General features: G+C 69.5%; 11 protein-coding genes. 4 read left to right on the forward strand and 7 right to left on the reverse strand.

Translation table 11 applies throughout. The features are described from left to right. Positions 1-100: 100 nt before the first annotated feature. Both BLU09_RS02525 and BLU09_RS02530 read right to left on the reverse strand, forming a co-directional pair. Positions 101-895 (reverse strand): ABC transporter ATP-binding protein, encoded by a 795-nt coding sequence (locus tag BLU09_RS02525; protein WP_090484959.1) that lies wholly within the window; start codon positions 893-895, stop codon positions 101-103. Between the two features lie 131 nt (positions 896-1,026). Then, a complete protein-coding gene (locus tag BLU09_RS02530; RefSeq protein ID WP_090484961.1) occupies positions 1,027-4,122 on the reverse strand; it encodes an aminotransferase class I/II-fold pyridoxal phosphate-dependent enzyme in 3,096 nt (1,031 codons plus the stop codon). 241 nt (positions 4,123-4,363) lie between these two features. Here BLU09_RS02530 and BLU09_RS02535 point away from each other — a divergent pair, with 241 nt between their 5' ends. The 3 genes from BLU09_RS02535 (at position 4,364) to BLU09_RS02545 (ending at position 8,398) form a co-directional block, all read left to right on the forward strand. Next, positions 4,364-4,777 (forward strand): hypothetical protein, encoded by a 414-nt coding sequence (locus BLU09_RS02535; protein WP_244171368.1) that lies wholly within the window; start codon positions 4,364-4,366, stop codon positions 4,775-4,777. 78 nt (positions 4,778-4,855) lie between these two features. Further along, complete coding sequence (locus BLU09_RS02540) at positions 4,856-6,331, forward strand: hypothetical protein (protein ID WP_090484965.1); 1,476 nt, start codon at positions 4,856-4,858, stop codon at positions 6,329-6,331. Positions 6,332-6,427: 96 nt separating this feature from the next. Beyond that, complete coding sequence (locus BLU09_RS02545) at positions 6,428-8,398, forward strand: rhomboid family intramembrane serine protease (RefSeq protein ID WP_244171369.1); 1,971 nt, start codon at positions 6,428-6,430, stop codon at positions 8,396-8,398. Between the two features lie 120 nt (positions 8,399-8,518). On the opposite strand, the gene BLU09_RS02550 is transcribed toward BLU09_RS02545, so the two are convergent. The 5 genes from BLU09_RS02550 to BLU09_RS02575 form a co-directional block, all read right to left on the reverse strand. After that, positions 8,519-8,887 carry a DUSAM domain-containing protein gene (locus BLU09_RS02550; RefSeq protein ID WP_090484969.1) on the reverse strand — a complete coding sequence of 123 codons (369 nt, stop codon included), beginning with the start codon at positions 8,885-8,887 and terminating at the stop codon, positions 8,519-8,521. Between the two features lie 4 nt (positions 8,888-8,891). Beyond that, the gene (locus tag BLU09_RS02555) at positions 8,892-9,167 is read right to left on the reverse strand and encodes a hypothetical protein (protein ID WP_244171370.1); all 276 of its coding nucleotides are present in this window, start codon (positions 9,165-9,167) and stop codon (positions 8,892-8,894) included. A 740-nt stretch (positions 9,168-9,907) separates the two neighbouring features. Beyond that, positions 9,908-10,273, reverse strand: coding sequence for a hypothetical protein (locus tag BLU09_RS02560; protein ID WP_090484973.1), 366 nt, complete (start codon positions 10,271-10,273; stop codon positions 9,908-9,910). Further along, the gene (locus BLU09_RS02565) at positions 10,270-11,361 is read right to left on the reverse strand and encodes a fatty acid desaturase family protein (protein ID WP_090484975.1); all 1,092 of its coding nucleotides are present in this window, start codon (positions 11,359-11,361) and stop codon (positions 10,270-10,272) included. Before BLU09_RS02565 ends, BLU09_RS02560 begins: the two co-directional genes overlap by 4 nt. A 401-nt stretch (positions 11,362-11,762) precedes the next feature. After that, on the reverse strand, positions 11,763-12,920 hold the full coding sequence (locus tag BLU09_RS02575; RefSeq protein ID WP_090484979.1) for a site-2 protease family protein: 1,158 nt from the start codon (positions 12,918-12,920) through the stop codon (positions 11,763-11,765). A 212-nt stretch (positions 12,921-13,132) separates the two neighbouring features. Here BLU09_RS02575 and BLU09_RS02580 point away from each other — a divergent pair, with 212 nt between their 5' ends. Continuing rightward, positions 13,133-13,858: a Coq4 family protein gene (locus BLU09_RS02580; RefSeq protein WP_244171371.1), complete on the forward strand. Its 726-nt coding sequence runs from the start codon at positions 13,133-13,135 to the stop codon at positions 13,856-13,858. Positions 13,859-13,864: the final 6 nt, after the last annotated feature.

Below are 13,864 nucleotides of genomic sequence, written 5' to 3' on the forward strand. Positions count from 1 at the left end.
CGCGACCACGCACCGGGATTTCTCAGCATGCTTGACTTACAGGTTCAGCGCCATCCAGCGAGGGGACGGGATGAGTGTCCCCAGATGAACAGCCTCGCGCTCAATGCAGCGGCGGTGACGTGTGGCCGGAAGCGCGCGCACGGCGCGACAGCCAGTCATGGAGGAAGGCCTGGACCGCCGGGTGTTGGGACTGGCGGAAGGCCTCGGGCGGGGCGTGTTCGATGATGCGTCCTTCATGGAGCAGCGCCAGGCTGTCACCCACCCGGAAGGCGGTGGCCACGTCTGGGGTGATGACGAGCGCCGAGGCATGGAGCCGGTGCTTGCCGGTGAGGATGACGTCCACCACGGACTGGGTCCTCAGCGGGTCCAACCCCGCGGTGGGGTCGTCATAGAGAAGGATTTTCGGCTCCAGCACCACGGCGCGAGCAAAGGCGGCGCGCTTGAGCATGCCGCCGGAGAGCTCGCCCGGGCGCTGCTTCGCCGCGTCCTCCAGGTCCACCAACGCCAGCACGCGCTGCACGCGCTCACGCACCTCGCTCTCCACCAGATGGAGCCGCTCGCGCAGCGGGAAGGCGACGTTGTCCTCGACGGTGAGCGAGTCGAAGAGCGCGCCGCCCTGGAAGAGGATGCCCATCTTGCGGCGCACGCGCTCGAGCCCCGCGGCATCCAACCAGGCCAGCTCCTCGCCGTCCACGCGCACCGTGCCGCGGTCCGGGCGCAGCAGGCCGTCCAGGTGCTTCATCAGCACCGTCTTCCCGGAGCCCGACACGCCCAGCAGCACGCACGTGGTGCCCGTGGGCACCACCAGGTCCACGCCCCGCAGCACGTGCTGGGCGCCGAAGGACTTGTGGACGTTCATCATCTCGATGGCATTGCGCTGCGCCGGCTCGGCCATCCCACGCCCCCAGGTCCCGGCGCCGCTGCCAGGAGGCGGAATTGTGACGGCCGCCCCCATCTGCTCGCGACCCGCCTTTCAGTCGGAGGCAAGCGATGGGCCCCGGACAGTGTCCGTGCGGGGCCCGCGCCTCAGGACTCGGACGGCCCGCCGCGCAGCTTCGCGCCGAAGCGCAAGAGCTGCTCACGCGCCCGGAGCAGCGCGTCCCGTGGAATCGAGAACACGGCCCGCGCCCGCTCCGGATCCCCACACCACGGGCCGCCATTCAGGACGACGTGCGTGTGCTCGTACACCACGCGAGGAAGGTTCTCCGGCGTCAGCCGCACCCCGTCGACCTCCTGCCCCAGCCACGCCGTCATCCGAGGCGACAAGAAGAGTCCGCCCGCGTCCCCCGCGTCCGAGCGCCCATCCCCTGGCAGCGCTCCGGCCAGCAGCTCACGCTTCTCCGCCAGCTCCCGCCGCATCTTCACCAGGAAGGACCGCAGGGTGCGGTGCCGTGCGGGGTACAGCAGCTGGCCATCCGGACTGCGGGCATATGCCGCATACAGGTACGCCGCAGCGCGCGCCGTCATCAGGTGGAGCACCCCAGGGCCGCTGTCACGCACCGCCGCGGCCAGCGCCCGGTCCTTCGTCGCGAGCCACCCCACGCGGAGCCCACCGGCCGCGAACTCCTTGGACAGCCCTCCCAGCAGCACCGTGCGGGCGCCGATGCCGGGCACCGCGCCTTCCAGCGTCACGGGGCTGGGAACCGTCTCCGCAGTGGGGCTGGTGAGGTTCACCAGTCCGAAGATTTCGTCCGAAATCAGCAGACAGCGCTGCTCCACCACATAGGTGGCCAGGGCCACCAGCTCCTCGCGGGCCAGGTAGACACCGGAGGGGTTCGACGGCTGCGACACGACGATGGCATCCGGCACGACACCGCCCTGCCCTCGCCGCGCCAACAGCCCCGACAGTGGCCCCTGCTCCACGTCACACCCCGCGGAGACGAAGGTGGGCGGCAACACGCCGTAGCACGGCGTCGACACATAGACGCGCGGCGTGCGTCCCAGCCGCTGGCGCAGCGCCACGCCCAGGTGGTGGATGAGCGGCCACACGCCCGGCGCCACCGCCAGCTCGTCCGGCGCGTAGCGCACCGCGCGCGACTCCAGCAGGAAGGCCGACACCGCCTCCGCCAGTCCTGTCTGCGGTGCGGGCTCGCGCGGCGCGACACCGGCGGCGATGAGGCCCTCCACCAAGGGAGGCGGCAGCGGCCCTTCGTTCTCTCCGTAATCCAGACGCACCAGCTCCGCGTCGTCCTCGCGGAACACCTTGGGCGCGAATGCGGGGAAGGTCATCAACCGCGCCATCCGTCGCGAGCGGGGCAGCGTCACCACCGGAGGCCTGCGCGGCGCGGGCGCTTCCGGCTCCGCGAAGGAGATGCGGAACGACAGCAAGTCAGCGAAGGTGCGCTCGTAGAACGCTTGCGCCAGGGTGCTGATGCGCGAGTACGTGACCTCCGCCGCGGCTTCCAAGTCTCCCCGCAGTGGCTGCGGCACCGGCATGAGCAGCGTCAGCTCCAGGTCCGGCCACACCGCGTTCTTGATGAGCCCATAGAGCACCACCAGGTTGGGGGCGTGGGCCTCACGGGCCAGGAACTCGAAGAGCGTGTGCGGCTCCACGCCGCCGGTGATGTTGAAGAAGGCGCTTTCGTCCAACACCACCCAGATGCCCCGGCGCGCCGCCTCCGCGACGATGTCGCGCAGCACGGACAGGTTGGTGCGCTCTCCCTTCTCCACCGTGAGCAGCACCATCTTCACGTCGAACGCGGACAACAGCCGGCGAATCTCCGCCAGCGACGTGTGTGTCACCGTGGCGCGCACCCCCGCCTTCTCCAGCGCACGGGCGTAGAGCGGATGGAGGTTGCGCGACACCAGCACCTCGTCCCCCGCGTCGCAGGTGGCCATCAGCAGCGAGTACACCGCCTGCTCGCGCTCGGGCGCGACGAAGACCTCCTCTTCCGCCAGCCGCAGCCCGAAGTACCGGTCCAGGTAGCGCACCACCTGCCGGCGGAAGGACGCGTCACCCGCCTCGTGCGCGTAGGGCATCAGCGGGCCCCGCGCCAGCCGCGCCGCCAGGTCGGCGACGAAGCCCAACTGCTCCGCCGACGCGGCGCCCAGGTCCAGCTCCTCCTGCAACGCAGAGGCACCCAGCGCGCGCAGCGCGGCCCGCAGCGCCAGCGTCTCGCGAGGCAGCGCCAGCCGCGCCTCCCACACCGCCACCTCGTGCCACACCGGGTTTCCGGCCTGGAGCCAGCCCAGCGCGGTGGCCGCCCGCAGCGGCTCCGGGCTGCGCGCTTCCATGAAGAATTCGAACTCGCGGCCGGTTCGCTGCTCCAGGGCCACCAAAGGACGGATGTCCGTGTCCGCCGCCTGCATCACCCGGCGGGCCACCCGCACGTGCGTGTCGAAGCCGCGGCGGGTGAACATCCGCTCGATGATGACGCGCCCTGGCCTGCCCGCGAGGTTGAGCAGCAGTCGTCCGGTGGGCGACAGTCGCTCCGGCGCTTCGTCCAGCAATCGCGCGATGAGCCCGAGCCCGAAGTGGTCCTCGTAGACGTTCTGCAGCGTGCAGTAGTTGGACAAGTCGTAGAGCGCCTGCTCGTCGGCCTGGGACAGTTCGGAGGGCAAATCCTCCTCGCCCCGGAGGACCTGCGGAATGCAGCCCACCACGAAGTCCCATGGGGCATCCGAAGGTATCCCGCGCAACAGGTCGCTCTCCCCGAAGGACAGGCGCGACGCCAACGACTCGTCTCCGTTGAGCCACGCGTTGCAGCGCGCGACGACGGGCGAGTGCGGATTGAGGTCCGCGCCATGCACGTGCGCCAGCCGGGTGAACTTCGCCAGCGCGACGCAAATCCATCCCGAGCCCGCGCCGACCTCCACCAGCCGCTTTCCCGCATACTCATCCAGCGGGACGCTCAGCAGGCCCTCCAGGAAGGTGTAGGCCCACGCCTCCGGAGCGAAGATGGACGGCAGCAGGAACAACTCCAACCGCTCCTGCGAAGCGCCCACCGTCACCGTCACCGTCACCAGCCGCAGTGGCGCCGATTCGGGTTGGTGGCGAGACAGCTCCGCCAGCTCGCGGAGCTCGGCCAGCGCGCGCGGGCGCCTGTCCGCATGGGACAGGTCCTCGGACAGTGCGCGCAGCAGGTGAAACGCCTCACGGGGTGTGGAGGGGTAGGTCGGCATGGCGCGAGGACTGTCCCGAGCCCCCCGCCCCCTGTCAACGCTGCGATGGCGCCCGGATGAAACCCTTTGGCGCCCTGGGGTGAGTCAAGGAAATGCCGACTCGCCGTAATAAAGGGCAGCAGCAACGAGGCCCGCCGCCGCCGCGCCGGGCGGGCTCGGAAGCAGCACGCGCGGTACCGACGGAGCAGCATCCATGTCGCTCATGCCTGTGGATGGACCCCGTAGTGGAGAGGGGGCAGTGATGGAGATGAACGTCTCGAGGCCGGTGCTTGCTGGGGGATTCTGGAAGAAGAAGCGCACGCAGCCGGTGAAGCGCGCCAAGGACGCGTCGCTGGTGCGTTGGGAGTCGCAGCCGTGGCGCCGTCAGTTGCGCGACCCGGCGGAGTACGAGCACCCGGTGGCGCGTGCCGCGCTGGTGCAGGCGCTGCTGGCGGAGGGTCTGACGATGGACGCGGACGCGGCGCGCTTCGCGGGAACCAGCGAGGACCGCGACTGCATCAGCATCGCGCAGGTGCTGCGCTTCGCCGACTCGCTCGTGCTGCGCATGGCGCTGGCGTGCACGGATGACCACGTGCTCCAGCTGGTGCATCTGCGCCGCGACGCCGAGGACCTGGCGGAGCGGATGATTGAGTGGGCCAACGCCGGCCGTCTGTAGGCCGGATGCGGCACAGCAGGCAGGGACATCGGCCCGGTATCGTGGCGTGACTCGCCGGAGGTCGCACGCTAGGGCGGCGTGCGGCGCGGCGCCTGGGCCACGGTGAGGGCCAGAGCCCCTGCGAGTCCCTCCTTGACAGCCTGGGAGCCCGGCTGTTCTCACGGAGACATGCTCTCCTCGCTCGTCCTGGCCGCCACCCTGGCAACGGCCCCCGCTCCCCGTGCCGCCGCTTCGGCGAAGACGCTCGTCCATGTGCCGAAGGTGGATGCGCTGACGGGCCTGGCCGCGTTCCTGGAGCGTGCGGGTCAACACGCCGCGCTGCTGCGTCCCTCGGCGTGGCGGACGGAGCTGCATCCCTTCCTCGCGGTCGACCCCACGCGGCCCCAGTCCCTGTCCGAGCTGGGCCTGGATCCAGCCGGTCCGGCCACCGTGTCCATGCGCAACGATGGCCGCGTGTCCTGCATGCGGGTGGCCGACGCCAAGGTGTTCCAGGCGAAGGCCGCCGAAGCCATCACCGCCGCGGGCGGCGCCGAAGCGAAGCCCACCACGCGTGGAGGGGTGACGACGGTGCATGCCGACCGCGACATGGGCGGCAGCATGGGCTACGCGATGAAGGGCAAGGAGGTCTGCGCCTTCGGCGCCATCGAGCGCGGCGGCGCGGACCTGCTCGAGGAGTCCGTCCGGCTGGTGGGCAAGGCGCCCGCGCGAGATGCCCGGCTGGGCAAGGTGCCGGGCGTGGCATTCGTCGTGTCGGGCAACACGGTGGTGGGCCTGGACGGCACGGCCAACGCACTGCAGGTGGAAGGCGTGACGACGAAGTTGCAGCTGCCGGTCTTCCAGGCGCGAGGCACCAGCCCCTACGCGGCGATGAATTCGGAGGGACTGCTCTCCTCGCGGGCGTCCATCTCTCCCATGGGGGTGTTCCAGACGGTGGACACGATGCGCTCCACGCTCCAGGTCCTGTGCCCCACGTGTCCGAAAGAGCAGATGGTGTCCATGGCGAAGGCCGTGACGAAGCAGCTCACGGGCCACATGTTGGTGAACATGGACCACGTCCAGGTGCGCGGCTCCCTGCGAGCGATGTCGACGCGCTTCTTCGCGGTGCGCCAGGCCGTGGCCGCCGAGGTGAAGGACGTGGCGGCGGTGAAGGCCGCGCTGGCCCCGCTGGGCAAGCTCCCGGACGTGCTGGTGCTGGAGGACGGCTGGAAGCTCCCGCTCAAGGGCGGCAACGTGTTCGTGCGCATCAAGGGCAAGCAGCTCGTCCTGGGCAACGAAGAGTCGGTGACCCAGGCCACGCTGGCGGCGCTGACGGAGACGGGCACGAAGACGGAGCACCCGGTGGACTTCGCCGTTGACCCCAAGCGGGTGGCGCGAGGCCTGGCGCAAATCTCGCTGACGGACATCCTGGCGGATGAACTGCTCGCGGCCCTCTTCGCGGCCAGCTCCGAACTGGGGCCGCTGCTGGCGCGCAGCGAGCGCATCACCGGGTGGATGGACGCCGCTCCCGGTGGCGCCCACCGTGTGTCGCTGACCTGGCCGCTGCCTCCGCAGTAGACGCTCGAATTTGAAGCGGCGGGACGGAGTGACGCGCCGTTGCGAGCCTCCGTCGTGATATGTCAGTCCCTCAAGGCACGAGGGGGAAACCACGCCATGATGCTGTTCCTGCCCTTGGGGGTGGACAACACCGAGCTGGAGCGTCTGCCTCGGGTATCCATCACCATCGCGGCCATCTGTATCGTGGCCTTCTTCATCTCCTGGGTCGTTCCGTCCAATCCCCTGGGCGTGGGTGAAAACGAGCTGCGCTCCTTGCTGGAGCAGTCGCTCGAGCACCCGGACCTGGAGTTCCCTCCCGCGTGTGCGGAGCGGCTGCTGTCCGATTCGGGCCGGAGGCTGGTGCGCAACATGCACCAACGCGTCGCGGAATCCGACGGAGCGGAGAGCGTGACGAACCGGCAGCAGGGACTGAATGAGCGCTGCGAGGAGCTCATCGCCCAGCACGACTCGAGCCTGCTCTCGCGCTTCTCCCTGGTGCCCGCGCGGGGACTCGCCCAGCCCGGCTGGCTCACGTACATGTTCCTCCACTTGGGGTGGATGCACCTGCTGGGGAACCTGCTGTTCTTCTACGTGACCAGCCTGCTGCTCGAGGATGCCTGGGGCCGGCCACTGTTCGCGGGTTTCTACGTCGTGGGCGGGCTGGTGGCGGGCGTGGCCCACTATGCCATCGACCCCGCATCAGAGTCGGTGATGGTGGGTGCCTCCGGCGCCGTGGCCGCGTGCATGGGCGCCTTCTGTCTGCGCTTCGCCCAGCGACGGGTCCGCATCGGCTACTTCGTCTGGCTGCTGAAAATCTTCCGCGGCACCTTCCCCGTTCCCGGTTGGGTCTGGGGCGGCCTGTGGTTCGGCAACGAGGTGCTGAACTACTACCTCCTGGGCAACAACACGGGCGTCGCGGTGATGGCCCACATCGGCGGTTTCGTCTTCGGCTTCGCGGGCGCATCGCTGCTGCGCGTCACGCAGTTGGAGGAACGGGTGGTGGCGCCCGCGCTCGCCGCGAAGCAGGGCGGCTGGGTGGCCGACCCGCGGCTGGCGGAGGCCCAGGAGGCGCTCGACCAGGGAGACCGCACGGCCGCACGCGCGGGCTTCCAGCGCTTGCTGAAGACCCAGCCGGACCACACCGACGCATTGCTGTCGCTGGGCCGCATGGACCTGGAGGACGGCAAGACGCAGGCCGGCACGGCGCGGGTGGAGCGGGCGCTCCATACGCTCGCGGGTCGCGCCTCCACGGACGCGCTGTGGTTCGCGATGGAGCCGTTGGTCTCGCTGCTGCCCATCGACGCGCTGCGGCCCGCCTCCGCCTGGAAGCTGGCGCAGGCGCTGGACACGGAAGACGCGCCGCCGGCCTCGTTGGAGACGACGGAAGCCCTGTACAGCGTGGCGGGCGGGGGCGCGGGCATCATCGCGGTGCGCGCGCTCATCCGCGCCACGGAGCTGCGGATGGCGCACTACAAGGACCTCGAGCGGGCAGCAGGCTACCTCGCGCGCGCCAAGCCGCTGTTGACGGGAGAAGCTGCGACGGCGGGTGACCGGGTCCGGGAGCTGGACGCCGAAATCACGCGGGTGCTGGAAGAGAACGCCTGGAAGAAGCGGGACGCTGCGCCAACGCCCACCGTGAACGCGCCCCCCGCGCCGCCGCGCATCTTTCCCTGCCGCATCGTGAGCATGACGGACATGGCCCTCACCGTGGAGGCCGCCAATGGCCAGCGCCGGACGATGGCCATGGCGGAAGTACTGGCGATTGCCGTGGGCATGTTGCCCGTCGCCGGACCGCCTGGGACGCCTCCGCGTCAGACGGTGCTCACCGACCTGGTGCTCTCCTGGGGGAGCGCCAACGAAGGAGCGCGCGTGCTGCGGGTGAACGTCGCGGGGCTCGCGCTGAACCACTTCTATCCAGGCGTGGCACCCCGTGAGGCCTATGCGCGATTCCTGGCGGACATGCTGGAGCGCACCAACGCCAACGCGCTTCCGGACGCCTCCTCCCTGAAGCAGGGGCAGTACCCGCGCTTCAACAGCGAGGCGGAGCTGAGCCAGCACTACTACGGCGGGAGCGCGGCAGCGGCCTGAGCGCGGCGGAGGGCCCCCACCCACGACGCCTTGTCAACGGGCCTCGAAGCCAGGCATGGCGCCCGTGAAGAATCCGCTCCTTCAGCGCGACTGAGAGCCTGTCCGAATGAGACAGGCAACTCACTCCATGTCTTCCAGGGCCAACTCGGCCTGCTCCCGATAGAGGGGCACCTGCTCCACCGCGAGCACATCTTCCAGCAGCGCGCGCGCGCCAGCGGCGTCGCCCGCGTCCCGAAGCCGGCGGGCCCCCGTCAGCGCGCGCATGAGACGTTGCGAGCCATCACGAATGCGGCGGCGAGTCTCGTGAAGAAGCGCTGTCGCCGTGGCAACGCCCGCGACGGCGGCATGTGCATCCTCTTCGGGAATGCCCACCTCCCGTGCCGAACGAAGGAGCAAGGCGCGCACCTCGGCCGTCAGCGCCAGCGCCTCACCGGCCTCCACGCGCCGCGCCAGTTCGCGCACCGGGTCCCAGTCAATCGCCTCGGCCATGGGCTCACCCGCCTCCCTTGAGACGGCGGCACTTGTCCACGGGCCACTCGTGTTGCCCTTCGCAATACCGGAAGCAGTCGTAACAAGAGCCTGACCAACCCTGCTCCTGGCACTGGGCGTAGGCGTCGATGCACACCTGCTTCCACTCCGGGATGGCTTCTTCGCTGGCCTCGGACGCGGACTCGACGGCCTTCATCGGCACCAGGTACTTGCTCACCTCCGAAGCTGTCAGCCCGCAGCGCTCAGGCGTGGCCGGGTGCGTCTTCACGCAGCAACTCACGGTCGAATCCATCGGCCCGCACTGCGCCTGAGCCAGGTACACCGGCTGACGAGCCACGGTGGAATGAGCGCTCCCTCCGCACCCCAGCGCCGAGAGGACAATGGCTGCCAGCGGACCCCACATCGCACAACAATGCAGGGATGACTCGTTTTCCATGGATGACAGCTTACACATGCCTCATACATGGACAACCCTCCTTTCACGCCGCCAGCCTCCGGACTCACCCACAGCAATCATCCGAACCCGCCGCTCCACTTCCCCGCGGAACACGCCCGCCATCGAGGGCACAGCGCCGTGGCGAGAGCCCACGATGGCAGCGGGCGTGTCTGCCTCGTCTGGAAGTGCCCTGAATGTCGCTCCGCGCGTCCCATATGAAACGTAGCAGGTAGGCAGCACAAGCAGAGACTTATTGCGCCGGGTCACCGCTCCCTGGTGCATCCCGAGCGTTGGGATGCCGCCATGGACGTCACGTTCGCCCCCCCCTGCACGCATCCCCTCCGGGCTGCGTTCAAGATGAGAGCCAGACCCTCTGGGTCTTCACCGAAAAGTACGCGACCTGCGCTGCACCGGCCGGCGGTCACGTGGCGGCCCCGGCAGGAGTGGACGTGCACACACACGCGCGCGTTCAGCCAGATGTTCGATGACAGCGCCGCCGACGGCGGCATCCGCCACAGCCAGCGCATCATCGACGCGTCATTGCTTTCGAGCGGGAGTGACCCGCCTTCTTCGGCGCCGCCCGCCTACCAGTGGCGGCGGGGAGGCGCAGCGGGCGGCGGAGGCGCGGGCAGGGGCTCGAGCATGCCGCACCTCAACAGCCGCTCCACGGCGTCCTTGACCGCCTTCGCGGGGGTGTCGCAGCTCTCCAGGTTGCGTGCCGCCTCGGAGACGGTGCGCCCGCCCGCTTCGAACTCCACCAGATAGAGCCCGTCCTCCTCGGCAAGCCCGAGCGAAGCGCCCCACCTGGCGCGAGCCGCGTCGAACTGGGCGCGGCCGCTGCCAGCCTTGGCCGCCTCAATCACCACGGAATAGGAGGCCACGGCCTCCGCGCCCTTGACGGAGAGCCGGAACTTCTGCGCCCGCCCGTACCGAACCTTCTCGTCACTCATGTCGCCCCCTCGATGGCTGGCTGCCCCATCCGCTTGAGCCAACGTACGTGGCTCTTCAATGCCGCACCAACGCTCTCATTCGCCCGGTAGCGAATGCCGCGCTCCCGGCAGGTGTCTTCGACAATGCGGGAAAGCGCTGGGTAGTGCAGATGACACACCCGCGGGAAGAGGTGGTGCTCCACCTGGAAGTTCAGCCCGCCCAGGTACCAGCTCACCAGCGAATTGCCACGCGCGAAGTCCACGGTCGAAGCGACCTGATGCGCAGCCCAGTCACGGGAGAAGGGTCGGTTCGCTTCCGGCGGCAGGGAGAAGTCCGCCTCCTCCACGCAGTGCGCCAGCTGAAACACGGTGGCAAGCGTCAGCCCGAGCACGAACGAGGCGAGCGCGTAACACAGCGCGACCTGCCAGAGCGGGCGGAAGCACAACGGCAGCGCGATGGCCCAGCCATAGAACATCAGCTTTCCACCCATGGCCCCGGCCAGCTTCAACCCGCCGGGGCGCGGCATCTTCTGCCGTCCCACGCGTCCGGTGACCAGGTCCTTGAAGTCATCGATGAAGTGCCACTTCATGGGAAGCAGCGCGTAGAGCCCCCAGATATAGGCATGCTGGAAGCGATGGGCCCTGTGCAGCCGCTGGCCTGGAGCCAGCCGGCACAGCGGCTGGATGTCGATGTCCTCATCGAGACCGACCACGTTCGTGTGGCTGTGATGGAAGATGTTGTGCTTCCAGCTCCACACGTAGGACGAGCCACCGATGACATCGAGCGTCCATCCGAGAATCCGGTTGATGCCCCGGTGCACCGAGTAGCTTCCATGGTTGGCATCGTGCTGGACGCTGAACCCCACTCCCGCCACGGCCAGCCCCAGGGACACGCACCCGGCGACCGCACCCCACGGCCCCGAGGCGCCTAGAAGGAGCCAGACATAGGAGGCCGCGAACCAGCCCAGGATGACCACCGTCTTCGCGTACATGCGCGGGAGGTCACGGGGCGAGCGCCCGCTCGCGCCCAGATGAACCTCTACCCGCGCCCTGAGGTCCTGGAAGAAGGGCCCCGACTCGAGAAACTTCGCCTTCGTTGCTTGCGACAACGCCCACCCGCTCTCACGCCGCCAGGGTCACCGCCGGAAGAGCCTGGAGTCGCGCTGGGAGGATCCCGCCGCGGCCATCGCCTGCCTGGTGCCGAAGGTCCATGTAACACATCGGCTGAGTGGACTGTTCCGGCCGTGCTGGACATCCCCAGATTCGATGGCCGCGGCCTGGCATGGCCCGCGGGGCGTTCCGCATGCTGAGCGGCGCCTTGCTCGGGCCTCGCGCGACGGTTGCGGCGGCTTCGGTGTCCACCGCTTTCCAACCGGAGAGCTGCTGTTCAAGCGCGCCGACGACCATGAACGCCAGACGAGCGCCCCCCATCTCACCGGACGACCGCTTCATCACCTGGGGCCAGGGTGACGGCACCGTGGGCCTTTGGTCCGTGACGGACTGGGTCCCGTCACGCCGGCCGCTCCTGCCGCCACCGCCGCTCCTGCTGACCACTGCGCTGCTCGCGCGCCTGATACAGCGCCATACCGCGCTGCACATCATTCACGTCGAGCGTCCCCGCCAGCACCCCATCCGCCTCCACCACGACGAGTTGGGGCATCTCCTCCTCGGCCATGCGTCGCAGCGCCGTCCACCCATCCTCATCCAGCCGCACCACCACGGCGGGCACCATCACCTCGCGCGCGGTGCGCGTCATCCGCTCCGAATCCGGCACGGCCCTCACCGTCTCCAGCGACACCTGCCCCACCGGCCTTTCGTCCTCCGTCACCGGCAGCAGCAACAACCGCGCACGCCGCAAGTCCCACAGCGCCTGATCCAGCGACGCCCCCGCGTCCACGCCCACCCGGCGCGGCGTCATCAAGTCGGCCACCGGCACACGCTCCAGCGTCATCTTCATCCGCACCTGCTGCGCCTCCGCCTGCGCGCCCATGAAGATGAAGAACGCGATGACCACCAGGAACGGGTTGAGCGACAGCACCGCCCACACACCGAACAACACCGCGAACCCACGTCCCAGCCAGGACGCCACCTGCGTCGCGCGCACCATCCCCAGCCGTCCCGCCAGCGACGCGCGGACGATGCGCCCCCCATCCATGGGGAACGCGGGCAGCAGGTTGAACACCCCCAGGAACAGGTTCAGGCTGGCCATGTAGAAGAACGCGAACTGGAGGTTGAACGAGCGCACCTCCTGGAGCAGCCACGTCGCGCCGCCGAGCAGCACCGCCAGCAGGATGCTCGTCAGCGGCCCCACCGCGGCCATCAGCGCTTCATCCCGGGGACGCGGCGGCGCCTCCGTCAACTCCGACACACCGCCCACCATCATCAACGTAATCGAGCGCACCGTCCCGCCACGGCGCAGCGCGTACACGGTGTGCGCCAGTTCGTGAATGAACACGGACGCGAACAAGCCCACCGCCACCACCAGCCCCCACAGCACGGGCGAGCCGCCGAGTCGCTCCGGGGGGACTTCCGCCACCTCCGCCGCACGCCGGAAGGCGCCGCCGAATAGGAACGCAAACAGCGGAAGGACCAGCAACAGCGAGAAGTGGACGCGGACGGGAATGCCGCGGAACGAGCCGATTTGAAAGGAACCTCGCGCGGCGCGCATGGCGGCCCTCCTATGGCCTCAACCTCCGTCCCCTCCGCGCGGCGCGCACGGACCTGGGGGCGGCCCGGCCGGCTGCCCGCCCCCTGAGTGTCCGCTGCTCGGCCTTCGAGATGTCCGCCCGCGAGCACGGCCGCGGCCACCCCGCCCCGCCCTTGCGCCACCCACATACGCTGGACGGGGCGGCCCCAGCGTCCCCCCACCGTGGAGGCACCATGTGGAATCCTGTCGCGTATGCGTGGACGGCATGGCGGATGGCACGGGCCCTCCGCGACCCGGAGAAACTCCAGGACGTCCTGGGTCTGGCCCCCGTGCTCGCGCCCCCCGTGGCGATGCGGCGGCTGGTGGAGCGCCTGATGAGCCACGCCTCCGCGGCCCAGGCCTTCATCGAGCGCCCGCGCGTGGGCCTGCTCCACCTGGCCGCGCTGCGCGCCCTGCCCGAACACACCCTGGGACGTGCCTTCGTCGACCACCTGGAGGCGAACCAGGTGAACCCTGACGCGCTGCCCTACCTGGAGGCGCGGACCGACGAGGAGTACGTGCGAGCGCACCTGCTCGAATCCCATGACGTCTGGCACGTCCTCACCGGCTTTCCGACGACCGTTGCGGGCGAGCTGGGCATCCAGGCCTTCAGCCTGGCCCAGGTGGGCAGCCCCTTCGCGCTGGGCATCCTCGCGGGCGGCCTGACGAACACCCTCCTCTACGCGTTCTCCCAGCGCGAGGAGCGCATGCGCGCCATCGTCCGGGGCTGGCTGCTGGGACAACGGGCCCGGCCGCTCTTCGGGGCACCGTGGTGTCAGATGTGGGAGTCACCCCTGGTGGAGGTCCGCCAGCGCTACGGCCTGGACCTGGCGGCGGTGGATGCAGTGCTTGACGACCCCATGCGTCCGGCCATGGAAGTCAGGAATCCAGGCAGCGCGTCCTCGCCCCAATCATGCTAGACGCGC

This window comes from Myxococcus virescens (assembly GCF_900101905.1).
Taxonomy (GTDB): Bacteria; Myxococcota; Myxococcia; order Myxococcales; family Myxococcaceae; genus Myxococcus; species Myxococcus virescens.

Coding starts and splice junctions, on each gene's coding strand:
- BLU09_RS02550 (WP_090484969.1), bottom strand. CDS start 8,887: ATGGCCGAGGCGATTGACTGGGACCCGGTGCGCGAACTGGCGCGGCGC.
- BLU09_RS02580 (WP_244171371.1), top strand. CDS start 13,133: ATGTGGAATCCTGTCGCGTATGCGTGGACGGCATGGCGGATGGCACGG.
- BLU09_RS02560 (WP_090484973.1), bottom strand. CDS start 10,273: ATGAGTGACGAGAAGGTTCGGTACGGGCGGGCGCAGAAGTTCCGGCTC.
- BLU09_RS02545 (WP_244171369.1), top strand. CDS start 6,428: ATGATGCTGTTCCTGCCCTTGGGGGTGGACAACACCGAGCTGGAGCGT.
- BLU09_RS02530 (WP_090484961.1), bottom strand. CDS start 4,122: ATGCCGACCTACCCCTCCACACCCCGTGAGGCGTTTCACCTGCTGCGC.
- BLU09_RS02575 (WP_090484979.1), bottom strand. CDS start 12,920: ATGCGCGCCGCGCGAGGTTCCTTTCAAATCGGCTCGTTCCGCGGCATT.
- BLU09_RS02525 (WP_090484959.1), bottom strand. CDS start 895: ATGGCCGAGCCGGCGCAGCGCAATGCCATCGAGATGATGAACGTCCAC.
- BLU09_RS02535 (WP_244171368.1), top strand. CDS start 4,364: ATGGAGATGAACGTCTCGAGGCCGGTGCTTGCTGGGGGATTCTGGAAG.